The organism is Acuticoccus kandeliae, from assembly GCF_003073115.1.
Genome location: NZ_QBBV01000001.1, coordinates 2,315,589 through 2,339,008, shown reverse-complemented (window position 1 = coordinate 2,339,008; position 23,420 = coordinate 2,315,589). Strand labels below are relative to the sequence as shown.

General features: G+C 68.6%; 23 protein-coding genes. 11 read left to right on the top strand and 12 right to left on the bottom strand.

What is annotated here, in order from left to right; translation table 11 throughout:
* Positions 1-266: 266 nt before the first annotated feature.
* The 10 genes from DBV35_RS10670 to DBV35_RS10625 form a co-directional block, all read right to left on the bottom strand.
* Entirely contained in the window at positions 267-845 is a 579-nt protein-coding gene (locus DBV35_RS10670) for a cysteine hydrolase family protein (protein WP_108660116.1), read from the bottom strand.
* Between the two features lie 80 nt (positions 846-925).
* The gene (locus tag DBV35_RS10665; RefSeq protein ID WP_205648557.1) at positions 926-1,561 is read right to left on the bottom strand and encodes a GntR family transcriptional regulator; all 636 of its coding nucleotides are present in this window, start codon (positions 1,559-1,561) and stop codon (positions 926-928) included.
* 72 nt (positions 1,562-1,633) lie between these two features.
* Complete coding sequence (locus DBV35_RS10660) at positions 1,634-2,458, bottom strand: N-acyl homoserine lactonase family protein (protein ID WP_108660114.1); 825 nt, start codon at positions 2,456-2,458, stop codon at positions 1,634-1,636.
* A 15-nt stretch (positions 2,459-2,473) separates the two neighbouring features.
* Positions 2,474-3,208, bottom strand: a complete 735-nt coding sequence (locus DBV35_RS10655) for an ABC transporter ATP-binding protein (protein ID WP_108660113.1) — start codon at positions 3,206-3,208, stop codon at positions 2,474-2,476.
* The gene (locus tag DBV35_RS10650; protein ID WP_108660112.1) at positions 3,201-3,977 is read right to left on the bottom strand and encodes an ABC transporter ATP-binding protein; all 777 of its coding nucleotides are present in this window, start codon (positions 3,975-3,977) and stop codon (positions 3,201-3,203) included. The genes DBV35_RS10655 and DBV35_RS10650 overlap by 8 nt, the downstream gene beginning before the upstream one ends.
* A complete protein-coding gene (locus DBV35_RS10645) occupies positions 3,977-4,957 on the bottom strand; it encodes a branched-chain amino acid ABC transporter permease (RefSeq protein WP_205648556.1) in 981 nt (326 codons plus the stop codon). The genes DBV35_RS10650 and DBV35_RS10645 overlap by 1 nt, the downstream gene beginning before the upstream one ends.
* Entirely contained in the window at positions 4,950-5,852 is a 903-nt protein-coding gene (locus DBV35_RS10640) for a branched-chain amino acid ABC transporter permease (RefSeq protein ID WP_108660111.1), read from the bottom strand. Before DBV35_RS10640 ends, DBV35_RS10645 begins: the two co-directional genes overlap by 8 nt.
* A complete protein-coding gene (locus DBV35_RS10635; protein ID WP_108660110.1) occupies positions 5,849-6,799 on the bottom strand; it encodes an NAD(P)-dependent oxidoreductase in 951 nt (316 codons plus the stop codon). The genes DBV35_RS10640 and DBV35_RS10635 overlap by 4 nt, the downstream gene beginning before the upstream one ends.
* Before the next feature lie 5 nt (positions 6,800-6,804).
* The gene (locus tag DBV35_RS10630) at positions 6,805-7,554 is read right to left on the bottom strand and encodes an SDR family NAD(P)-dependent oxidoreductase (RefSeq protein WP_108660109.1); all 750 of its coding nucleotides are present in this window, start codon (positions 7,552-7,554) and stop codon (positions 6,805-6,807) included.
* A gap of 59 nt (positions 7,555-7,613) precedes the next feature.
* Complete coding sequence (locus DBV35_RS10625; RefSeq protein WP_108660108.1) at positions 7,614-8,774, bottom strand: ABC transporter substrate-binding protein; 1,161 nt, start codon at positions 8,772-8,774, stop codon at positions 7,614-7,616.
* A 360-nt stretch (positions 8,775-9,134) separates the two neighbouring features.
* Between DBV35_RS10625 and DBV35_RS10620 the strand changes: the two genes are divergently transcribed.
* The 8 genes from DBV35_RS10620 to DBV35_RS10585 all read left to right on the top strand — a co-directional run bounded on the left by DBV35_RS10620 (position 9,135) and on the right by DBV35_RS10585 (position 18,202).
* Entirely contained in the window at positions 9,135-10,361 is a 1,227-nt protein-coding gene (locus tag DBV35_RS10620; protein WP_108660107.1) for a CaiB/BaiF CoA transferase family protein, read from the top strand.
* Positions 10,362-10,539: 178 nt separating this feature from the next.
* Positions 10,540-11,514, top strand: a complete 975-nt coding sequence (locus DBV35_RS10615; protein ID WP_108660106.1) for a tripartite tricarboxylate transporter substrate binding protein — start codon at positions 10,540-10,542, stop codon at positions 11,512-11,514.
* Positions 11,515-11,603: 89 nt separating this feature from the next.
* Positions 11,604-12,098: a tripartite tricarboxylate transporter TctB family protein gene (locus DBV35_RS10610; protein WP_108660105.1), complete on the top strand. Its 495-nt coding sequence runs from the start codon at positions 11,604-11,606 to the stop codon at positions 12,096-12,098.
* Positions 12,099-12,113: 15 nt separating this feature from the next.
* Positions 12,114-13,697, top strand: coding sequence for a tripartite tricarboxylate transporter permease (locus DBV35_RS10605; protein WP_108660104.1), 1,584 nt, complete (start codon positions 12,114-12,116; stop codon positions 13,695-13,697).
* A 34-nt stretch (positions 13,698-13,731) separates the two neighbouring features.
* Positions 13,732-14,694 (top strand): TAXI family TRAP transporter solute-binding subunit, encoded by a 963-nt coding sequence (locus tag DBV35_RS10600; protein WP_108660103.1) that lies wholly within the window; start codon positions 13,732-13,734, stop codon positions 14,692-14,694.
* Positions 14,695-14,698: 4 nt separating this feature from the next.
* A complete protein-coding gene (locus tag DBV35_RS10595) occupies positions 14,699-16,558 on the top strand; it encodes a TRAP transporter permease (protein ID WP_108660102.1) in 1,860 nt (619 codons plus the stop codon).
* A complete protein-coding gene (locus DBV35_RS10590; protein ID WP_108660101.1) occupies positions 16,555-17,889 on the top strand; it encodes an acyclic terpene utilization AtuA family protein in 1,335 nt (444 codons plus the stop codon). The genes DBV35_RS10595 and DBV35_RS10590 overlap by 4 nt, the downstream gene beginning before the upstream one ends.
* Before the next feature lies 1 nt (position 17,890).
* Positions 17,891-18,202 carry an AtuA-related protein gene (locus DBV35_RS10585; protein WP_108660100.1) on the top strand — a complete coding sequence of 104 codons (312 nt, stop codon included), beginning with the start codon at positions 17,891-17,893 and terminating at the stop codon, positions 18,200-18,202.
* 33 nt (positions 18,203-18,235) lie between these two features.
* On the opposite strand, the gene DBV35_RS10580 is transcribed toward DBV35_RS10585, so the two are convergent.
* The gene (locus DBV35_RS10580) at positions 18,236-19,276 is read right to left on the bottom strand and encodes a 5-methyltetrahydropteroyltriglutamate--homocysteine methyltransferase (RefSeq protein WP_108660099.1); all 1,041 of its coding nucleotides are present in this window, start codon (positions 19,274-19,276) and stop codon (positions 18,236-18,238) included.
* A gap of 70 nt (positions 19,277-19,346) precedes the next feature.
* Positions 19,347-20,033 carry a GntR family transcriptional regulator gene (locus DBV35_RS10575; RefSeq protein WP_205648555.1) on the bottom strand — a complete coding sequence of 229 codons (687 nt, stop codon included), beginning with the start codon at positions 20,031-20,033 and terminating at the stop codon, positions 19,347-19,349.
* A 198-nt stretch (positions 20,034-20,231) separates the two neighbouring features.
* Here DBV35_RS10575 and DBV35_RS10570 point away from each other — a divergent pair, with 198 nt between their 5' ends.
* The 3 genes from DBV35_RS10570 to DBV35_RS10560 are packed head-to-tail and all read left to right on the top strand — an operon-like array spanning position 20,232 to position 23,397.
* Positions 20,232-21,017 (top strand): citryl-CoA lyase, encoded by a 786-nt coding sequence (locus DBV35_RS10570; RefSeq protein ID WP_108660097.1) that lies wholly within the window; start codon positions 20,232-20,234, stop codon positions 21,015-21,017.
* A gap of 5 nt (positions 21,018-21,022) precedes the next feature.
* Entirely contained in the window at positions 21,023-22,345 is a 1,323-nt protein-coding gene (locus tag DBV35_RS10565) for a phenylacetate--CoA ligase family protein (RefSeq protein WP_205648554.1), read from the top strand.
* A 47-nt stretch (positions 22,346-22,392) separates the two neighbouring features.
* Positions 22,393-23,397, top strand: a complete 1,005-nt coding sequence (locus DBV35_RS10560) for a TRAP transporter substrate-binding protein (protein WP_108660096.1) — start codon at positions 22,393-22,395, stop codon at positions 23,395-23,397.
* Positions 23,398-23,420 lie beyond the last annotated feature (23 nt).

Sequence of the window (23,420 nt, the reverse complement as noted above, 5' to 3'; positions counted from 1 at the left end):
TGATTGTCGTTGTGGGAGCCGGTTTTGCGCGGCTGCTGGCCGCCGGATCGCGAACGGATCGGGCGGCGCTCATCTCCAAATAGAATGCATTATCTTGAGGGAGAGTCAATGCATTCTTTCAGATCCCCCAACAAGGTCTCCACGCGGCTTCTCTCGTATTTTCTAGCGTTTTCTAGAATGGATCGAGGCTCTCAAGCTTGATCCAAACTCAACACAATGCATTCTTTGTTCGGAGACGAGTCGTCCCCCCTCCCCGACCGCGCCGCTTAGAGCGCGTAGTCGGCGGCCGTCGTCACGGTTGCATATCGCTTCAATCCGGAGAGGGCGTGAGCGTGCTCCTCGTCGGTCGCGCCGGCGCAGCAATCCTCCAACATCACGCACGCATAGCCCCGGTCGTGCCCCTCGCGGATCGCGGCCGACACCACGCCGTTGGTCGACACGCCCGTCAGAATCAGTCGCTCGATGGACTGGGCGCGCAGGAGCGGCTCGAGCGCCGTCCCGTAGAACGGGCTCACGCGGTGCTTGACGATGTCCGCATCCCCCTCCTGCGGCGCGAAGTCGGCATAGACCTCCGTGCCCCAGGTGCCGAGCTTGAAGAGCCCGTTCTCACGCGCCTTGGAGAAGACCGGCGAGGACGGCGGGCACTCGCGATAATCCGGCGAGAAGCCGACGCGCACGAAGCCGACCCGGATCCCCGCCGAACGGGCGCGGGCAATCGCCGTCTTGGTGGCCTCGTAGACGCCCCGCTCGCGGCAGCGCGCTGCATAGGTGTTGGCCCCGGCGCCCTCGGGATGGACGAGGTCGTTCATCATGTCCATGACGAGAAGGATCGCGTTGGTCGCCATTTATCGCTCCAGTGTTCGCGGAAGGGTCGACGGTCGGATGACCGTCCCGCGCGGCGGGAGCGAGGGGACCGCCCTCCTCCTCAGGGGGAGTAGCTCGACTTGAACTCCTCCCATCCGGCGCGGATGTGGGTGTGAAGGGCGGCGAGCATCCCCGGCTCGTCGCGTGCGATGATCGCGCTCAGCATCTCGCGATGCTCGGTCGAGGCGCGATCGATCCGGTTCTCGACGCGGTTGATCAGGTCGAACGGGTAGCGCGCCCAGAGCGTGCGCACGAAGCGCAGCGTCAGCGGCTGCTCGGCCGCCATGTAGATCAGCTCGTGGAAGCGATAATTGATGACGCGGACGGCATCCCGGTCGGCCCGCTCGGCGGCCGCCTCGATGTCCTTCTGCAGGCCGACCAGCTCGTTCACCTGCTCGCCGGTCAGCTTCGGCAGCGCCTTCAGCGCAAGCTTGCACTCCAGCGTGACGCGCAGGTCCACGATCTCCTCGGTCGCGTTGATGTCGAACTCGGCGACGATCGCGCCCTTGTGCGAGGAGGCATGGACGAACCCCTCCGCCTCCAGCAGCTTGATCGCCTCGCGCACCGGCGTGATGCTCGTCCCGATGGCGGCCGCGATCTCGGCCTGCTTCAGCTTCGAGCCGCGCGGAAGACGCCCCGAGATGATCCCCTCGCGCAGATAGTCCGCGACCCGTTCCTCCTTCGTCTGATGCAACATGCGTTCGTCCTCTCGCTGCCGAACGCCTGTCATACCCTGATTGGGCCGCGCCGGTGCAGTCGCGCATCGCGCTCATCCTCGCTCAACACGCTGTGGCGGCAGGTCGAGGCGCACGACGCTCCCCTCGAGGTCGGGCCGCGAGGGCGGATAGAGGTCGATGATGAGCGGGTCGTGGGCCGGGACGACATGGTCGTCGCTGTCGGCGAGGTCGCGGATCCTGTCGTGCGCGGCGATCATGTCGGTGGAGTTGAAGACGATCGCGAACGGCACGCCGCGCTCATACTCCTCGTAATAATGGAGCGCGTCGGAGGCGAGGACGACCCAGCCGCGCCGCGTGCGCACCCGCACGATCTCCTGGCCCGCCGAGTGCCCGCCGACCCAGTGGACGCTCACCCCGTCCGCGATCTCGCGGTCGCGCCCGTGGAGGATGAGGCGCCCGCCATAGAGGAATTCGACGAGGCTCACGATCTCGTCCATCTCGTAGGCGCGGCGGAACCAGGGGCGCTGCATGTAGGGGCCGGTGACGGCCGCCATCTCCTCGGCCTGCATCAGGAAGGTCGCGTTGGGGAAATCCTTCAGGTGGCCGAGATGGTCGTAGTGGGCGTGGGTGAGGATCACGGTCTCGACCGCGTCCGGGTCGACGCCGAGTTCGCGCAGCGCGTCGACGGGGCTCTTCAGGATCGTGTGGCCGTGGCGTGCGGCCTTCTCGTCGGCCATGCCGGTGTCGATCACGATCGGGCCGTCCGGGCCGATGAGGACCCAGGAGTAGAAATCGAGCTGGAGCGGCTCGTTCGGCCGCGTCTCCAGGATGAAATTCTGACCGCGCGTGCGGTTCGCATTGATTCCGTAGCGGATCGCGTGGATTTCGTAGAAAGCGGGTTCGGAGGAAGTGTTCATCGTCGTGTCCGTTTCTTATTCCGCAGCCGCGACCCCGAGATAGGCGTCGACCGCCTCCTGTCGCGCCGCCTCGTCCTTCAGCTCATCGGCCCGTTTGTGACCGATGAGACGGCCGCCGCGCAGAAAGTGGATCTCGTTGGCGAGGCGCATCGTCATGCGAAGATTCTGCTCAACGAGAAGGATCGCAAGCTCTCTCTCGCCCCGGATCGAGGCGAGGCGGTCGAAAACGCGGCGCACGAGGAGCGGGGCGAGCCCCAGCGAGGGCTCGTCGAGGAGGAGAAGGCGCGGCGCCGCCATCAGCCCGCGCCCGATCGCGAGCATCTGCTGCTCGCCGCCCGAGAGGCGCCAGGCGCCCCCGTTCGCCTTGTTGGCGATCTCGGGGAAAAGCTCCAGCACCATGTCGAGGCGCGTGCGCCGGTCCTGCGCGGTGGCGTTGTAGCCGCCGAGCACGAGGTTCTCGCGCACCGTGAGGTCGCCCACGATCTCGCGCCCTTCCGGCACGTAGACGATGCCGCGCCGGACGCGCTCGCGCGCGGGGAGCCCGTCGATCCGCTCGCCGTCGAAGGTGACGGCGCCCTCGGCGCGCACGAGGCCCGCGATCGCCTTCATGATGGAGGACTTGCCCGCCCCGTTCGCGCCGAGGAGCGCGACGACGGCGGCGGGGGCGACGGTGAAGGAGACGTCCTCCACGGCCTGCGCGCTCGCGCCGTAGAAGACGGAGAGGCCCTCGACGCGGATGAGGTCAGTCATCGTCGGTCCCCAGATAGATGCGTTGGACGTCCGCGTCCTGGCGCACCGCGTCGGGCGTGCCGCAGGCGACGAACTCGCCGAAATTGAGGACGTAGATCCGGTCGCAGATCGACATCACGAGATCCATGTCGTGCTCGACGACGACCATCACGAGCTCGGGCGTCGCAAGACGCCGGAGCGCGCGCGTGAGGTCGCGCGTCTCGGCGTTGTTGAGGCCCGCCGCCGGCTCGTCGAGGAGAAGGACCGAGGGCTTGCCGACGATCGCGCGCGCGATCTCGACGAGGCGCTGCGTGCCGGGCGGCAACGAAGAAGGAAAGGCGTCGGCCGCCCCTTCGAGCCCGAAGCCGGAGAGCGCGGCGAGCGCCTCGCGGCGCATCTCATCGCGCTCGCGCCGGCCGCGCGGCAGCGGCAGGAAGGCGGAGAGCCAGCCCGCGTGATAGTTGCGGGCGAGCCCCAACATCACATTCTCGACCACCGTGAGGTCGGGGCAGAGGGCGACGGTCTGGAAGGAGCGCACGACGCCCTTCTGCGCCCGCCGCGCCGGGGGGAGCCCGTCGAGCCGGTCGCCCGCATAAGTGATGGTGCCTTCCTGCGGGCTGTAGGCGCCGGTGAGGCAATTGAAGAGGCTGGTCTTACCCGCCCCGTTCGGCCCGATGAGGCCGGTGATCTCGCCGGAGCGGAACTCGACATCGAGGCCCTTCAGCACCTTGATGCCGCCGAAGGAGAGCGAGACCCCCTTCCCGACCAGCGAGCGTGTGAGCTGATCCATCATGCGCCTCCCGCGCGGCGAAGGCGCGCGCCGAGGCGCGGGGCGAAGTGGCCGGCGAGGATCACCGCGAGGAGCGCGACGCCGTACATCACCGGGATCCACGCGCCGGAGGCGGAGAGGAGCTGCGGGATCAGCGTCAGGAACGCGCCGCCGATCAGCGCACGCGGCAGGGTGAGGCCGTAGACGCTCACCACCGAGCCGACGAGGAGGAAGATCGAGGTCCACAGCGTGAACCCGCTCGGCGAGACGGTGGAGCTCGAAAAGGCGAGCGCCGCGCCGGCGAGCGCCGCGATCCCGCAGCTGATGCCCATCACCGCGACGCGCGCCCAGACGCGCCGCGTGCCGAAGGCGTCGGCGGCGGCCGGATGCGTGCGGGCGAGCAGCATCGCCATGCCCTGGCGCGAGCGGCGCAGCTGCGACAGGCCATAGGCGATGGCGATGAGCGCGATCAGTGGCACGTAGTAGCGCTGCAGGCTCATCGAGACGCCGGGGATGGCGGGCTCGGCGACGTAGAGGCCCTGATAGCCGCCCGTCCAGTCCGCCATGTTGTTGATGAGCTCCGGCAAGGCGAGCGCCAGCGCCATCGTGGAGACGGCGAGATAGATGCCGGAGATGTTGCGCGAGGGCCAGGCGAAGGCGACGCCGCACACGACGCCGAGCGCGACGCCGACCGGCAGCGAGATCAGCAGCGACACACCGAGGCGCTGCTCCATGATCGCGACCGTGTACGCGCCGACGGCGGCGAAGAAGCCGTGCCCGATCGAGACCTCGCCGCCATAGCGCACGAGGACCGACACGGAGAGGACGCCGATGGCGTTCGCGATGGTGACGCCGAGCGCGTAGGTCCACGCGCCCTGCACCACGAAGGGAACGATTGCGAGGGCGGCGACGAGGAGGACCGTGCCGGCGCGCCGGATGAGGGCGGCCGTCGGCACGGGCATCGCGCGGCGCACGGTGGCGGGAGCGAGCGCGTCAGACACGGGAGCCTCGCACCGGCGCGAGAATGCCGTTCGGGAACACGTTGAGCGCCACGAGGATCACGATGAGCAGGAAGGTGCTCGTGTATTCGGGCGAGACGTAGAAGGTGAAGAGGTTCATGAGGATCCCGATGAGGATGCCGCCGATGAGGCTGCCCGGGAGGCTCGCAAATCCGCCGACCACCGCCGCCGCGAACGCCTGCAGCATGAAGGCGGCGACGGTCGTGGCGCTGAGGAACGTCGTCGGCACGATGAGGAGCGCGCCGACCACGCCGAGCGCGGCCGCCGCGATCCAGGCGAAGATCTGCACACGGGCAAGGTTCAGCCCGCACACCTCCGCCGCGAAGGCGTTCGAGGAGATCGCGCGGAAGGCGATGCCGAGCTTGGTGAAATCGATGACGAGGAAGAGCGCGCCGATGGTGACGATCGCGACCGAGAGCACGGTGAGATCGTAGCCGGTGATGCGCAGGCCGAGGACGGAGGTCGCGAACCGGGGGACCGGAAGGTCGAGGCTCACGATGTCCGCGCCGAAGAGGAGAAGCGTCGCCCCCTGCACGATGAGGCCGACGCCGAGCGTCGCGATGGTCGCCGTGAGGTCCGACTCCTGGATGAGCGGCGAGATCACGGCATAGGTGAGGAAAGCGATCGCGACGACGAAGACCGCCGCCAGCAGCACCGCCGTCCCCCAGGAGAGGGAGAGGAGCGTGCCGGAGGAGAAGCCGTAGACGAGGAAGGCCGCGAAACCCGCGACATTGCCGTGCGAGAAATTCACGACGCGCGAGCACTTGAAGATCATCACGAGCCCCAGCGCGCCGAGCGCGTAGAGACAGCCCGTGACGATCCCCGACCAGACGAGGGGGAAGAGATCGTAGGCGAGGCTGTCGAGGAAGTCGGTCATTTGACCGGCTCCGAGCTTTTCGCGCTCGCGGGCGCGGCGACGCCGGCTTCGTCGGCATCATCGGCGAAGGTGCCGTCCTCCACGAGGCGGATCACGCCGGGGAAGTAGCGTCCGCCGAGCCCGGCCTTCACGGCCGCCTCGTAATATTTGCGCACGGTCTCGGCCGCACGGATCGGGACGCCCGTCTCCTGCGCGAGCTCGAACACGTAGCTCATGTCCTTGAGGACATACTCGGGCGGGAAGGACTTCTCCGGGAACTCACGCGGGAGCATCGCCTTGCGGCCGTGATTGCGCAGGACGAAGCTGTCACCCGACCCCTTGGAGACAGCCTCCAGCATCGTCTCGCCGGAGACCCCTGCCCGCTCGGCAAGGACCATCATCTCGGCGAGCGTCACCACATTCTCGAACACGAGCATGTTGTTGACGAGCTTCAACACCTGGCCGCAGCCGACATCGCCGCCATGGGTGATGTCGGTCGCCATGTAGGCGAGCAGCGGCTCGATGCGGGCGAACACCGCCTTGGAGGCTCCGACCATGATGGAGAGCGCGCCCTTCTGGGCCGCCTCGCGGGTGCGGGCGACGGGTGCGTCGGCGAAATCGATGCCGGCGGTGGCGAGCTCCGCGTCCACCTTGCGCGCAACTGCGACCGGCGTGGTGGAGAGGTCGACGACGGCCATCCCCGGCCGGCCGCTGCGCAGGATGGGGCCGAGCGCGACGGCCTCCACCTGCGGGCCGCCCGGCAGCGACAGGAAGACGATGTCGGCCCGCGCGGCGATCTCCTCGATGGAGGCGACGGGCTCGGCCTTCGTGCCCTCGACGGCGGCGAAAGCCTCCTTGGACAGGTCGAAGGCGAGGACCTCGCCCGCGTGCTTCGTCGCCACGTTGCGGCACATGGGGCCGCCCATCACGCCGAGTCCGATGAATCCGATCGTTGTGCTGGCGCTCATTGGTCTCAGTCCATCAACATGCCGCCGTTCACGTCGAGAACGGTGCCGGTGATCCAGTTGGATTGGGGCGAGCAGAGGAAGAGGATCGCCTGGGCGATGTCCTCAGGCTGGCCGAAGCGGCCGAGGGGGACGCTGCCGTTCGGCGAGGGCGCGGCGCGCTGCGTCACGGTCTGCCACATCGGCGTCTCGACCGGGCCGGGCGCAACGACGCTCGCATAGACCCCGTGCTTGGCCCCCGCCTTCGCGACCCACTTCATGAGGCCGTGGACGGCGGACTTCGCCGCGACATAGGACGGGCCGGAGGCGACGCCGCCAATCTTGGCCGCGATGGAGCCGAGCGCCACGACCTTGCCGTAGCCCTGATCGCACATGACCGGGAAGAGCGCGCGCAGCGGGTGGAGGACGCCGAAGAGATTGACGTCGAGGATCGCGTTCCACTCCTCGTCCGTGCTCTCGCCGAGCGGACGGTGGGAGATGGTGCCGGCGCACAGGATCAGGATGTCGATCCTTCCGTGCGCGGCGACGAGGTCGGAAACGAGGGCGTCCGTCTCCGGGATCGAGGTGACGTCGTAGCGGCGGTAGGCGATGCCGGCCGCCTCGTAGGCGACATCGTCGACGATGTCGGTCGCGATCACGGTGGCGCCGGCTTCGGCGAGGGCGAGGCACGTCGCCTTGCCGATGCCGCCGGCGGCGCCCGTGACGAGCGCAACTTGACCGTCGAGGCGCGGCGGCGCGCTGAGGGGGTGGAGCGTCATTGAATGTTCCTGCGTTCGGGAGCGGCGCCTCCGCGAGGGAGGCGCCGGACCGGCTTGGCTCAGTTTGCCGGAGCTTCGAACACGACGGCCGGATAGGGGCGGAATTCCTTGACGAGGACGAACGCGCCGTCCTTCGCCTGGATGACACCCTCCTGGCGCGTGCCGCGATGGTCGCCGGGCTTGAAGGAGACGCCCTGGGCGCCGCCGACCGACGCGTTCTCGAGCGTCTCCAGCGCGGCGAGCAGGTTCTCCCGCGTCAGCTCCTTCTCGCTCTCGAGAAGGGCCTTGAAGCCGACCGCGAACAACGCGGCGTTGCTCCAGCCGTTGAGGCCGAAAACACCGACCGGATCGTCAGGATAATATTTGGCGATCGAGTCGCGATAGGCCGCGACGTTCGGATCGTCGGCCGAGACCGGCATCAGCCAGGAGGAGAAATAGACCCCGTTGAGGAGGTCGCCGGCGAGTTTGAAGGTCGACGGGTCGGCCGCGAAGAAGGGGGCGAACCAGGCGGCTTCGAGCCCCTGGAGGTCGGCCGCCTTCAGCGCCGCGGCGAGGTTGGCGTTGGAGCCGAAGAGGATGACCGCCTCCGCGCCGGAATTGGCGATGCGGCGGATCTGCGGGGAGAAGTTCGTGGTCTTCACGTCGAAGGAGACCGATTCGGCGGGCTCGATGCCGAGTTCGGCCATGTAGGTGTCGAAGCCGCGCTTGGCGGAGCGGCCGAGCTCGTCATTCTCCCACAGGAGCGCGATCTTCTTGAGGCCGAGATCGTTCACCGCGTAGTCGACATTCGAGGCGGCGGACCAGCCATAGTCGGGCAGCAGCGGGAAGATGTTCGGCTCGGCGAAGAAGGCGCTCGCGCCGCCGATGGGGCTGACCATCGGCAGGCCCACTTCCTTCGCATAGGGGATGACGGCGACGTTGGTCGCGGTGCCGACGGCGGCCGAGAGGGCGAAGATGCCGTCCCCTTCCACCATCTGGCGGGTGACGGCGACGCTGCGCGCCGGCTCGTACCCGTCATCGTTGGTGACGTAGTTGACCGTCCAGCCGTCGATGCCGCCATTCTCATTGAGGTTGCGGTAGAACGCGTCGGCCGCGTGGGTCAGAATCGCATAGAAGGGCACCGGCCCGGTGATGGGCGTGAAGGCGCCGACCGTGACGGTCTTGTTCGCCTCGTCGATGCCGATGTTCTGAGCGCTGGCGGTGCCGGCCGCTGATAGCATCGCGGCAGTCGCGGCAACCGATAGGGACCATTTCGTAGCTTTGAGAAGTCGCACGCCTATCCTCCCCGTTTTATGATTGGCGCGAAGGTAGGGTCGGGGCGCGTTTGTCGTCAAGAAAATAATGCATCATGCATCAGCATCATACGACCATTAGAGCGACTTGCTCGACATCGAATTCGCCACTCCACCCATCAGGATTCGCTGATAAATCTGACTATTTCGGCCCGCCAGGCTGGAGAACGTCAGGGGATCCGCGGCAGACGGTACTCGCGACACGTTGTCCGACGGGTGGTTGTGCATCGTAATGGATTGTGCATTTTATGAGGAATGGGAGAGAACGTCACCACAAGGAAATATCGAATGGCGCCTGGGATCCTCGCCGGCCGCACCGTCCTCGAACTCGGAAGCATGATCGCCGCCCCCTTCGCGGCGCACATCCTCAGCCAGCTCGGCGCGGACGTCATCAAGATCGAGCCGCCGTCCGGTGACACCACCCGCAAGCTCGTCCGCGGCGGCCCCAGCGGCACCTATATCGCCTACAGCCGCGGCAAGAAGAGCGCCTGCCTCGACCTGCGCTCCGACGAGGGCCAGGAGATCCTGGAGCGCCTCATCGCGAACGCCGACATCGTGCTCCACAACCTTTCGCCGGGCGCCGCCCGCCGCCTCGGCCTCTCCTATGAGCGCTGCGCCAAGGCGCGCCCCGGCATCGTCTACTGCCACATCAAGGGATACGGGCCGGGACCGCTCGAGGAGGAGGTCGCCTCCAATCCGATCGCGGAGGCGGCGACCGGCGTCATGTACTCGAACCGGGTCGATGGCCGCCCCTCGCGCCTCGGCCCCTCCTATCACGACCAGTTCGCCGGCTCCTACGCGGTGATCGCCATCCTCTCCGCCCTCCTCGCGGACGAAGATGACGCCGCCCGCCGCAACATCGAGCTCGGCCTCTACGAGACCGGCCTCCACGTCGCCGCGCGCGACCTCGTGGGCGTGCAGCTCAAATCCCAGCTCCTCGGCCGGCCCGAGCAGGAGCCCTCCCCCGAATTCTCGATCCCCGGCTATGGCGCCTACGAGACGTCGGACGGGCGCTGGATCTATCTCGTCATGCTGACGGACGAGCACTGGAACCGCTTCTGCCGCGCCGCCGGGATCGCGTCCGATCCCGACCTCGCGAGCCTGCGCCAGCGCCGCCGCCAGCGCGAGGCGGTGGAGGAAATGGTGCGCGACGCCGTGCGGTCGGCGACCTATGACGCGCTCGCCCAGCGCCTCACCGCAGCCGGCGTTGGCCACACCGAGGTGCTGTCGGCCGACCGCGTGCTCGAGGCGCCGCAGGCCCGCGAGCCGAAGAAATACACCGAGTTCGACTTCGCCGGTTACGCCTTCGCCGCGCCGGACCTGCCGCTTCCGGCCGCGACCGCGCACGGCGAGGCCGAGCTGCCCCCGCCCCTCCTCGGCGAACATACGCGCGAGCTTCTGGCGCGGATCGGCTACGGCGCAGGCGACATCGAGGCCCTCGTCGCGCACGGCGCGGCGCACGACAGCGACCCGCATGACGAACTCTGGGCGCGCCCCGCGAAGGCGGCCGAATGATTGACGGCCCCGCGCCGGCCGATCCCGGCGCGCGGAGGGCCGCCTGATAACACCTGCCGGCCCGCCGCAAAGGGCCGGCGACGCACGACCTGCGCGGCGCGCGAAGACGCCCCCCGCGCAGCGCCGGGCCGACAGGCCCCAATCACACGACCAGAACAAGACCCATGAGGAACGCCCGATGAAACGGATCTTTCTAGGCGCCGGCTGCGGCGCGGCGCTCGCCCTTCTCGCGAGCGCGATCGCACCGGCCCCCGCGATAGCGGACACGGCCCTCCCCGACGGCCCGCTCACCTGGATCGTGCCCTTCAGCGCGGGCGGTGGCGCGGACACGTGGACGCGCATCATCGCCGAGCAGGCCGAGCCGCATTTCGGCCGGTCCTTCATCGTCCAGAACCGGCCGGGCGGCGGCGCGGTGCTCGGCTGGCAGGAGCTTCTCGCCCAGCCCGCCGACGGCAGGACGCTGATCCACGCGAGCCCCACCCCCATCATCACGCTTCTGAGCGAAAAAGAGCCGCTCTTCGCGCCGACCGAGACCAAGATCGTCGGCTATCTCGGCACGTATGAGACGCTGCTCGCCGCCCATCGCGGCAATCCATGGTCGGACTGGGACGGGCTCGTCGCCTACGCCAAGGAGAATCCGGGCCAGCTCACCGTCGCGGGGACGAATTCGCCCCTCATCAACGTCGCCGGCATCTTCGACCAGGCCGGCATCCAGGTGACCTTCGTGCCCTATCCCGGCACCTCCGACGCCGTGTCCGACTTCCTCGGCAAGCACGTCGACATCCTCGCCGGCACGACGACCTCCGTCGCCGCCCTCGTCTCCGACGAGGTGGTCGCGGTGCTGAACGCCAGCGACCAGGAGCTGACCGAGGAGGTCCGCGCCGCGCTCGGCGAGGACGTGCCGCCGGTCGCGACCGATCTCGGCTTCGAGGCCTCCTCCAGCCCGCGCTGGGTCGGCGTCCATCCCGACACGCCGGACGAGATCGTCGCCGCCCTCTCCGAGCGCCTCGCCGCCCTGATGGCGGACGAAAAGGTGGTGCAGCAGATCCGCCAGACCGGCGAGGAGCCGGGCTACGTGCCCGCGAGCGAGGCGCAGCCCCGCTACGAGCGGCTCGTGGAGCAGATGAAGCGGTCGATCGACCTCCTCGAATAGCGATCCGCCGCGGGGGGCCGCGCGTCCCCCGCCCGCATCCCCGTCGCGTGCAGCCCCGGCCCCGCCGGGCCGCTCTCGGAGGACGACCCATGACACGCCCACATCAGGAGGGGCAGGCGGTCTCGTCGCTCGCCAGCAATCGCGCCTTCGCGATTTGCCTGGCGGTGATCCTCGCCGTCCTCCTCGTCTATCTCCTCGCCTCGCCCGAGACCTTCCGGGAGCTGCGCGACGGCTTCTATCTCGGCATCATCCCGGTCCTCACCGTCGGCGGGATGCTCGTCTGCGCGATCTCGATGGTGTTCGACGGCAAGCGGCGCGAGCCCTTCCACTCGAGCGACGAATACCGCCTGACGCTTCCGATCGTCGGGCTCGCCATCGGCGCGCTCCTGTCGATCTACGTCTTCTATCGCGCGATCCTCCTTATCGGCTTTCCGCTCGCGAGCCTCCTCTATCTCGCCGGGCTGATGTTCGCGCTCGGGATCCGCGCGCCGACCGTCATCGCCATCGCCTCGGCGGTGATGACCGCCCTCGTCTACGCCGCCTTTTCGCTGCTCGGCTTCGCCTTGCCCGTCTGGCCGTTCTGAAGAGCGGGAGATCTCGTGTTCGACTTGCAGAATTTCCTCGACGCCCTGCCCCTCGTCTTCAACGTCAACTGCCTGTTCTGGCTGGTGGTCGGGGTCACGGTCGGCGTCGGCGTCGGCGCCCTTCCCGGCCTCACCGCCGTCACCGGCGTCGCGCTCATGCTGCCCCTCACCTTCCAGATGGAGGTCGCCTCCGCGCTCGGCCTCCTCATCGGCCTCTACAAGGGGGCGATCTTCGGCTCCTCCATCTCGGCGATCAGCTTCGCGACGCCGGGCGCGCCGGAGGCGGCCGTCATCGTCGATGACGGCTACCGCCTGACCCGCGCCGGCAAGGGCAAGAAGGCGATCCTGATGGCGCTCTACTCCTCCGTCACGGGGGACCTTGCGAGCGACATCCTCGTCATCCTGATCGCCCCTGTGCTTGCCGTCGTCGCCCTCCAGTTCGGCCCGTCCGAGCGCTTCTGGATCATGATGATGGCGATCATCCTCATCGGAGCGCTCTCCGGCCGCCACTTCGCCAAGGCGCTGATCTCGGCCGGGATCGGCATGTTCATCGCCACCATCGGCACCGACCCGATCGGCGCGGTCCCGCGCAACACGTTCGGCATCTGGTGGCTGCGCGACGGGATCGACCTCATCCCCCTCGTGATCGGCATCTTCGCGCTCGGGCGGATGCTGGAGGAGATGGCCGTCATCCTGTCCCGCAACGAGCGCGTCAGCGTCACCTTCGCCTCGATCCGCGCCGCCGCCGCGATCAAGGGCGAGGGGCTCAAGCTGCGCGAATATCTCTCATCCTGGAAGGTGATGACCATCGGCATCGTGCTCGGCACGCTGATCGGGATGCTGCCCGGCCTCGGCGCGACGGCCGCCGCCTTCATCATGTTCGGCATCGCCATGAAGATGACGGGCGGGCGGCAGGACGACGCGTCCGCCCTCACCCGGATCGCCGCCGCCGAAGCCGGCAACAGCGCGACGGTGGGGCCGACCCTCGTCCCCCTCCTCGTCTTCGGCATCCCCGGCAGCGCGGTCGCGGCCCTCATCGGCGGGGCGCTGATGCTGCACGGGGCCACCCCCTCGCCGCGCATGTTCGAGCTGCACGGCGAGATCATCTACGCGCTGTTCGTGATCCTGATCCTCGGCAATTTCGTCAATCTGGGGATCGGCCGCTTCTTCGCGCTGATCTATGCGCGGCTCGGCATGTTCCCGCGCGAGATCCTCATTCCGCTCGTCATCGTGCTCGCCGTCGTCGGGACCTACGCCTACATGGGCAACCCCTATCACGTGGTCCTGATGCTGGTGTTCGGCCTCCTCGGCTTCGCGATGCGCGTGCTCGGCATCCCCGAGGGGCCGCTCGTGATCACCTTCATGATCACACCGATGGCCGAAGGCGCGATCCGCCGCGCCCTCCTCATCAGCCGGGGCGACTGGCTGGAGGCCCTCTTCAAAAGTCCATTGGCAATCGGCGCAAGTCTGGCCATCGTGGTGCTGGTCGCCGCGATGCGGTTCGCCCGCTCGAAGGAGGGGCGCGCCGCGAGCGGCCCCCAATCACGGACGGCGGACCCGGAGAACCCGGCCACAGTGTCGGGCGCCGAGCGCACATAGTCCGAAGACAAAGAAAAACCGGGAGGATCACATCATGAAGAGACTAGCCACCGCGCTTGCGATCACCTGCCTCGCGGCAGGGTCGGCCGGCGCGCAGGAGACCGATCTCCTCTTCGGCTCCACGTCCGCCTCGTCGAGCCACTATGGCTACATCGTCGCCGTCGGGCAGCTTCTCAACGAGAAGGCCGAGGGGCTGCGCGCCAACGTCGTCGAGACCGGCGCCGCGCTCGACAACATCCGCCGCATGGAGCGCGGCCAGATGGATCTCGGCATCATCACCACCAACGTCGCCCAGCACGCCGTCGCCGGGACCGACGAGTTCGACGGCCGCCCGCAGGACCTCCTCCTCCTCTGGGTCTATACCGGCGCGCCGCAGAATGTCGTCGTGCGCACCGATTCGGGCGTCACCTCGCTCGACGGCCTCAAGGGCGTGCGCTTCAATCCCGGCATCCGGGGCTCCGCGACCGAGGCGACGACCGAAGCCGTCTTCGACACGCTCGGCCTCTCGGCCGACTATGTGCGCGGCTCCACCACCGACATCGCCGACGCCATCAAGGACAACCGCGTCGCGGGCTATGTGAAGTCCGGTAGCGGCAACAAGGTCGACGCCTCGACCATGGACGTCGCGACCTTCACCGACATCGCGATCCTCGGCCTCTCGCCCGAGCAGGTGGAGAAGCTGCGCGCCGAGATGCCGGACGTGTCGATCGTCGACGTGCCGGCGGGCGCGGCGGGGAGCCTGCCCGCCTACACCACCTGGAGCTTCGGCGTCGGCGTCGGCGCGACGTCCGCGATGCCCGAGGAGGTCGCCTACAAGATCGTCAAGACGGTGATGGAGAACAAGGACGCCCAGGCGAACGCGCTCTCCTCCATCAAGGACACCGACCTTGCCGAATTGACGATGGCCTATGGCACGATCCCGCTCCATCCGGGCGCGGTGCGCTACTTCAAGGAAGCCGGCATCGACGTTCCCGCGGCGCTCATTCCCGCCGAGTAGGACGATGAGCATCGAGCGCGTCCAGAAGGCTCTCGCCCTCCTCGTCGGAGGATTCGTCTTCTACACGGCGGCGGCGGGGCCGTTCGAGGGCATGGTGCAGCGCGCGCTGTTCCTCGCCCTCGTCATCGCGCTCGGCGCGGCCCTCTATCCGCTGGGGCACGGGAAGCCCTGGCGCCCGGTCGGTCTCGCGATCGACCTTGCCCTCGTCGCCGTGACGGCGGCGGCGGCCGGCTATCTCGTCTGGAATTACGAGACCATCATGGCCTCGCTTCCCTGGGCGACCACACTCGACAAGGTGCTGACCGCGGGCCTCGTGATCGCGGTCCTGGAGTTCGGCCGCCGCACCGTCGGGATCATCTTCCCGGCGGTCGTCGGGCTCGGCCTCGCCTACGCGCTCCTCGGCCACCTGATCCCCGGCCAGCTCGGCCATCGCGGCTTCGACACCGCCTTCGTCACCGAGACGATCTTCCTCGGCGATCTCGGCATCTGGGGGATGCTGACCGGGGTCGCGGCGACCGTCGTCGCGACCTTCGTCCTCTTCGGCGCCCTCCTCCTCCACACCGGCGGCGGGCAGACTTTCATGGACCTCGCGATGCGGCTCGGCGGGCGCCAGGTCGGCGGCGCGGCGAAGATCGCCACAATCGCGAGCGGCCTCTTCGGGATGATCTCGGGCTCGGCCGTCGCCAACGTCGCGACGACGGGCAACTTCACCATCCCGATGATGATCCGCCTCGGCTATCCGCGCTCCTTCGCGGCGGCCGTCGAGGCGGTCGCCTCCACCGGCGGGCAGATCGCGCCGCCGATCATGGGCGCGGCGGCCTTCGTGATGGCCGAGATCCTCGGCGTCTCGTACGTGACCATCATCGTCGCGGCGGCGCTGCCGGCGATCCTCTTCTACCTCTCCGTCTTCGTGACGGTTCATTTCGTGGCGCAGCACCGCAACCTCGCGCTGGTGCCGGCGGACGAGCTGCCGCGCTGGGGGACGATCCTTGCGCTGCGCAACGTGCTGCCGATCGTCGCCGCGCTCGGCGGGCTCGGGGCCGGGATCGTGCTCGGCCGCTCGATCACCACGGCCGCCTTCTACGGGATCGTCGGCCTCCTCATCGCCTATCTCGCGACGCAGGCCGGACGCCTCCCGCCCCGCGCCCTCTTCGCCCGCATCGTCTCCGGCTTCGAAGACGCGGGCAAAGGCCTCGTCATCATCGGCGTCCTCCTCGCCGGGGCGCAGGTCCTCGTCTCGATGATCAACCTCACCGGCATCGGCGTCACCCTCTCCTCCATGATCGTCTCGCTCGCGGGCGACACAGCCTGGCTCGTCGCCCTCATCGTCGCGCTCGTGTGCCTCGTCATGGGGATGGGCCTGCCGACGACGGCGGCCTATGTGCTCGTCGCGGCCGTCCTCGCCCCGGCGATGATCGGGGTCGGGATCGACCCGCTCGCCGCGCACCTCTTTGTCTTCTACTTCGCCACCATCTCCGTCATCACCCCGCCGGTCTGCGTCGCGGTGTTCGTCGGATCCGGCATCGCGAAGACCAACTGGCTCCCCGCCGCGATCGAGGCGGTCCGCCTCGGCGCGGTCACCTACGTCGTCCCCTTCATGATCCTCCTCTATCCGGGGATGACCATGCGGGGCGGATTCCTCGCGGTGATCGAGGCCGCGGTCTCCGGCTTCGTCCTCGTCGTCGCGATCCCCGGCCTCGTCTCCGGCGCGCGCCTCACCGGCATCCGCGTCGCCGACGCGACGGTCTTCACCGCCGCCATCGCGCTCGCGATCTGGCAACACGAGGGGGCCGTCATCGCCGCGCTCGCCCTCCTCGTGGGGGCGCGCTATCTCGGCAACCGGCGGCGGGAGATCATCGCATGAAGACGTTGCGCATCGGCGCGGGCGCCGGCTTCTCGGGCGATCGGATCGAGCCCGCCATCGACCTCATCGAGAAATGCGCGCTCGACTTCGTCGTGTTCGAGTGCCTCGCCGAGCGCACCATCGCGCTCGCCCAGCAGGCCCGCCGCATCGACCCCGAGCGCGGCTATGACCCACTCCTCGAGGCGCGGATGCGGGCGGTCCTGCCGGTCGCCGCCCGCCACGGCACCAAGGTGATCAGCAACATGGGCGCCGCCAACCCGCTGGCGGCGGCGCGGCAGACGCGCGAGATCGCGAAGGAGCTCGGCCTCTCCCACCTCAAGGTCGCCGCCATCACCGGCGACGACGTGCTCGACGCGATGCTCGCGAGCGATGCCGTCCTCGACATGACGGGGCGGCCCGTGCGCGATCTCGGCAACCGCATCATCTCGGCGAACGCCTACACCGGCGCGGGCTCCATCGTGGATGCGCTCTCGGCCGGCGCCGACATCGTCCTCACCGGCCGCGCGGCGGACCCCGCCCTCTTCCTCGCCCCGCTCATCCACACCTTCGGCTGGTCGATGGACGACTGGGAGCGGCTCGGACGCGGCACCGTCGTCGGCCATCTCCTCGAATGCTCGGCGCAGGTGACGGGCGGCTATTTCGCCGACCCCGGCCGCAAGGACGTCGACAATCTCGCCTTCGTCGGCTTCCCCTTCGCCGTCGTCTCCGAGGACGGGAGCGCGGTGATCAGCAAGACGCCCGGTTCCGGCGGAAGGGTGTCGCGCGCGACCTGCACCGAGCAGCTCCTCTACGAGATCCACGACCCCGCCGCCTACTTCCAGCCCGACGTCGTCGCCGACTTCTCCGCCGTCACGTTCGACGAGATCGGCACGGACGAGGTGCAGGTCGGCGGCGCGTCCGGCCGCAAGCGCACCGGGACGCTGAAGGTCTCGGTCGGTTATCTCGACGGCTTTGTCGGCGAGGGGCAGATCACCTATGCCGGACCGGGCGCGGCGGATCGCGGCGCGCTGGCGCTCGACATCCTGCGCACGCGGATCGAGCGCTTCGGCCCGGCCGTCGACGAGACGCGGTCCGACCTCATCGGCATCGATTCGGTCGCCCGGACCGACGGGGCGCGCGGCGCCCCGCGCGAGGTGCGCCTGCGCTTCTCCGCCCGCTGCCAGACCCGCACCGACGCCGAGCGGATCGGCGCCGAGGTGGAGGGGCTCTATCTGTGCGGCCCCGCCGGCGGTGGCGGCGTCACGCGCTCGGTGCGCGAGGTGATCGCGATCGCCTCCGCCCTCCTGCCGGAGGACGCACTGATCCCGCGGATCCAGATGTTCGAGGATTGAGATGAAGCTCCACGCGCTCGCCCACTCGCGCACCGGCGACAAGGGCAACACCTGCAACATCTCCGTCATCGCCTATGACGCGGGCGACTGGCCGATCCTCCTGCGCGAGGTGACGCCGGAGCGCGTCGCGGCCTATTTCGGCCCCCAGGTGAAGGGCAAGGTCACGCGCTATCTGCTGCCGCAGCTCCACGCGATGAATTTCGTGCTGGAGGGCGCGCTCGGCGGCGGCGTCACGCGCTCGCTCGCCCTCGACGCACACGGCAAGTGCCTCGGCGCCGTCCTCCTCGACATGGAGATCGACACCGCGGCGTAAGGCCGGCCCGGCACCCGGACCGGCCGCCGGATTTTAGCGTGCGAGCTCGGCGCGCACGATCGCCGCGCCGTCCGCCATCGCCTTCATCTTCCCGAAGGCGGTCGCGCGCGGGAGATATTTCAGCCCGCAATCGGGTGCGACGGTGATCCGCGCCGCGTCCACATAGGGAAGCGCCCGGCGGATCCGCTCGGCGACGGTCTCGGCCGTCTCCACCTCGGGGTCCGACAGGTCGAGGACACCGAGGATGATGCCCTTGCCCGGCAGGTTCTCAAGCACCTTGCAGTCGAGCTTCGACTGCGCGGTCTCGATCGAGATGTGCTTCACCGGCGAACCCGTGAACTCCGGCAGGAACGAGTATCCCTCCGGCCGCTCGTGGATGATCGCGGCATACCCGAAGCAGATGTGGACCGCCGTCTCGCCCTCGATCCCGTCGAGCGCGCGGTTCAGCGCCTCGATGCCGTATTCGCGGGCCTTCTCGGACCGGGCCTGCATGTAGGGCTCGTCGATCTGCACGATGTCGATCCCGGCGGCGAAGAGGTCGCGGATCTCCTCGTTGATGGCGGCGGCATAGTCGAGCGCCATCTCGCGATCGCTCGCATAGAAGTCGTTCTGCGCCTGCTGCGCCATCGTGAAGGGGCCGGGCACGGTGATCTTCGTGCGGCGGTCGGTGTTGGCGCGCAGGAAGTTCGCGTCGTCGACCTCAACCTGGCGCGTGCGGCGGATCTTGCCGACGACGCGCGGCACCGGGTTCGGGTGGCCGCTGCGGTCGAGCGCGGTGCCCGGATTGTCGATGTCGACGCCCTCGAGCGCGGTCGCGAATCGGTTCGAGTAGCTCTCGCGGCGGATCTCACCGTCGGTGATGATATCGAGCCCGGCGCGCTCCTGGTCGCGAATCGCGACGATGGTCGCGTCGTTCTGCGCCTCGTCGAGCCACTTCGTGTCGATCCGCCAGAGCTCCTTCGCGCGCACGCGCGGCGGGAAGCGCTTGCCGAGCTTTTCGCGGTCGATCAGCCAGTCGGGCTGGGCATAGGAGCCGACGAGCGAGGTGGGCAGGAGCGTGTGTTGGTCGGACATGGGGGTCCCTTCGTGTTTGTTTTATGGGGCCGGCGACCCGGTCGGCACGCGGCCGCCGGCATCGGCCAATCTAGCGCCGGAAGATCGACTCCGGCATCGCCGCGGCAATTTCAAGCGCCCGGCCGAGATGGCCGCGCATCCGCGCCTCCGCCGCGTCGGGGTCGCCGGCGAGGATCGCGCGCGCGATGGCGCGGTGCTCCTTCACCGAAGCCTGGTACATGTCGGGATTCATCGCGCCGCTGAGCTGGAGCATGATGAGCGGAAGCTGGAGCTGACGGCTGAGCGCCGCGAGCTGGGCATTTCCGCACACGTCGAGAATGGCGTGGTGAAACTGCCAGTTCTCCTCGTGATAGACGGCGCCGTTCGTGCGCGGCACATCCTCCCAGATCCGCTCGATCGCCGCCTCGAACCGGGCGGCGTTGCCGTCGGTGTCGATCGCGGCGGCGGCGAGGCGCACCGCGAGCGCTTCGAGCGCGGTGCGGATCTGGAAGAGCTCGATCGTCTCCACATAGGTGAGGCGCCGCACGAGCGCGCCGCGATTGGGCACGATCTCCAGCAGCCCCTCGGCCGAAAGGCGGCGGAAAGCCTCGCGCAAGGGGCCGCGGCTCACGCCGAAATCGCGCGTCAGATCGGCCTCGATCAGGCGCTGTCCGGGTGCGTAGCGGTTGTTGAGGATGCCGTCGCGCAAGCCGACGACCAGGCGGTCGACCGTCCCGCCGCGACCACCGGCCATTCCCTCAGCGACGTCTTCCTCCATCGACATCTCTCACCCCGATCCGGTCCGCGACGGTGTCGACATAATCGACAGATCCTGTTCGTGACAAGCTTGACGCTGACAATATTGTCCTACAAGACTGCCCATCATAACAAGCCGGACACCGCGAAGTGACCGGCATGAGGAAACAAGGGCGCACGGGTCGGAGAGCCTTGGCGCGCCCGCACCAGGGAGGTTTCGGTGCTCATCGGCAAGCACGGAAAAGCCACGACCAGCATCTGCACGGCGGACCCCACGAGTCTCACGATCCGCGATCGGGACCTGTGCAGCGACCTGATGGGCCGGCTGACGTTCACCGAGTTCTTCTTCCTGCTCGTCACCGGCAACGAGCCGACCGACGACCAGCGCGATTTCCTGGATCTCCTCCTCGTCGCGATCGCGGAGCACGGCCTCACGCCGACGGCGATCGCCTCGCGCATGACCTATGACGCGGACCCGCAATCCATTCAGGCGGCCGTCGCGGCGGGCATTCTGGGCTGCGGCACCGTCGTGCTCGGCACGGCGGAACTGTGCGGCAAGCTCCTCCAAGGCGCGAAGGCGCGCGTCGATGCGGGCGAGGCGGCGGCCGACGTCGCCCTCGACATGGCACGCGAGACGAGGGCCTCCGGCGGCAAGCTGCCCGGCTTCGGCCACCCGCTCCATCGCCCGGTCGACCCGCGCGCCCAGCGCATCCTGGAACTTGCGCGCGAGCGCGGCGTCGCCGGCCCCTATGTGGAGCTCTCGATCGCGTTCGAATCGGCCGCGTCCGAGGCATGGGGCAAGCCGCTCCCGATGAACGTCTCGATGCCGATCGCGGCCGTCCTTCTCGACCTCGACTTCCCAGCCGCGCTCCTGAAGGCGATCCCGATCCTGGCGCGCACCGCCGGCCTCCTCGCCCATCTCAGCGAAGAGCAGGCGAACCCGATCGGCTTCCTGATGGCCTCGCACGCCGAGGCGGCGATCGCCTACGAGCCCGCGGAAGGCTGAGCGCCATGGCGAACATGTACGAGCCCGAGATCGAGACCCTTCCCTGGGACGAACAGCGCAAGGCCGACGACGCCCTCTACCGCAAGCAGATCGCCTACCTCTTCGAGAACTCGCGCTTCTATCGCAAGAAGCTCGCCGAGGCGGGCTTTTCGGACGCGGCGTCGGTCGGCGGGATCGACGATATCGCGAACCTCCCGCTGACCGAGAAGGACGAGCTGCGCGCAAGCCGCAGCGAAGCCGACCCGATCGGCACCCACCTCGCCGCGCCGATGGACGGCCTCGCCCGCATCTACTCGACGAGCGGCACCACCGGCACGCCGAGCTACATTCCGCTGACGACCGGCGACCTCGACAACTGGGTCCGCACCTCCTCGCGCAGCTACGCCGCCTCGGGCGTCGTCGCGGGCGAGCGGATCATCACCACCTACAATGCCGGCCCGTTCGTGGCGGGCGCCGCGCTCGACGCGTTCAACCGGCTCGGCCTCTGCCACATCCCGGTCGGCACCGGGAACACCGAGCGCCTGATGGCGGCGGTCGCGCTCCTGAAACCGCAGACCCTCGCCTGCACGCCCTCCTACGCGCTCCACCTCTCCGAGTGGGGCGCGAGCCGGGGCATGGACCTGCCGGCAAGCTCTGTGAAGCGCATCCTCGTCGCCGGCGAGCCCGGCGGGGGCGAGCCCGCGATGCGCGCCAAGCTCCAGGAAGTCTGGGGCGCGAAGGTCACCGAGGCGATGGGCATCGGCGATATCGGCGCCTCCCTCTGGGGCGAGTGCGAGGAGCAGGACGGGATGCATTTCTGCGCCCGCGGTTTCGTCCACGCCGAGCTGATCGACCCGGAGACCGGTGCGCCCGTCCCCATGACGGACGGCGCGACGGGCGAGCTCGTCTACACCCACCTTGCCCACCGCGCGGCCCCGCTCCTGCGCTTCCGCTCGCGTGATCATGTCATGGTCGGCACCAGCACGTGCTCGTGCGGGCGCACCTCGCCGCGCGTGCGCTGCATCGGGCGCACGGACGACATGCTGATCGTGCGCGGCGTCAACGTCTTCCCCTCCGCCATCCGCGAGGTGGTCAACGAGTTCGCCCCCGCCGTCACCGGCGTCATCTCGGTGCGTCCCGGCACCAAAGGGGTGAAGCAATCGCCTCCGCTGAAGGTTCTCGTCGAACTCAGCGAAGCGGGGGCCGTCGGCGATCAACTTGCCGACTCGATCCGCCAGCGACTTCGGGACAAGCTGGTGGTCACCACCGAGATCAGCCTCGTCGGTCCCGGCACGCTTCCGCGCAGCGAGTACAAGTCCAAGCTCGTCGACTACAAGGAAGCGACCTGACCGGCGCGGCGACAAAAACGAAAAACGACTGACGGGAGGAAACAAGAATGAAGAAGCTGACTGGACTTCTCGGCCTTGCCGCCGGCGCCGTTCTGGCGAGCGGCGCACACGCGGCCGAATATGAGCTCAAGGTGTCGACGATGTTCCCGTCGACCCACTACATCCAGACGCTGGCGCTGGAGCCCTGGGCCGAGGAGATCTCGAAGCGGACGGATGGGCGGGTGAACTTCACCTTCTTCCCCGCCGGCTCCTCGCTCGGCAACGCCACCAAGCAGTTCGACCAGGCGCGCGCCGGCGTGGTCGACGTCTCGGTCGGCATCCCCGCCATCCCGCGCGGACGCCATCCGCGCATGGTGCTGATCGAATTGCCCTTCACCGTGCCCGATTCCGAAGTCGGGACCTGCGCGCTGATGAAGGTGAAGGACGACATTCAGCCCGATTTCGACGGCACGCACATCCTTTCCCTCACGGTCACCGAGCCGAGCGGCGCGCACACCAACAAGCAGATCAAGACGCTCGACGACCTGAAGGGCATGCGCGTGCGCACCCCGACTCCGGCGATCACCGCGATGCTGGAGCTGATCGGCGCCACCCCGGTCGGCATGCCCCCCACGGAGATCTACGAGAGCGTCGAGCGCGGCGTGATCGACGGCAACATCATGCCCTGGGGCCCGGTCGGCGCCTTCAAGCTCTACGAAGTGCTGAAGTACCACCTCGACGCGGCGATCAACCCGGTCGGCATGTATGTCGTCTTCAACCAGCGCAAGTATGACAGCCTGCCCGAGGACATCCAGAAGGTCATCGACGAGGTGAGCGCGGAGACGTTCGCCAACTGGGGCCGCTGGTGGAAGGAAACCGACCAAGAGGCGATCGACGCGGCGAAGGCGGCCGGCAACGAGGTCATCCCGATGTCGGGCGAGGACCGCGAAGCCTGGCGCGAACGGCTCCAGCCGCTGATCGACAACTACCTCGCCAACGATTCCGACCTGCCGGCGGACGAGGCGAAGGCCCTCTACGCCAAGATGGGCGAGGCCGTCACGGCCTGTCAGTAAGGGAAGCGCCGCGCGCTCACCCG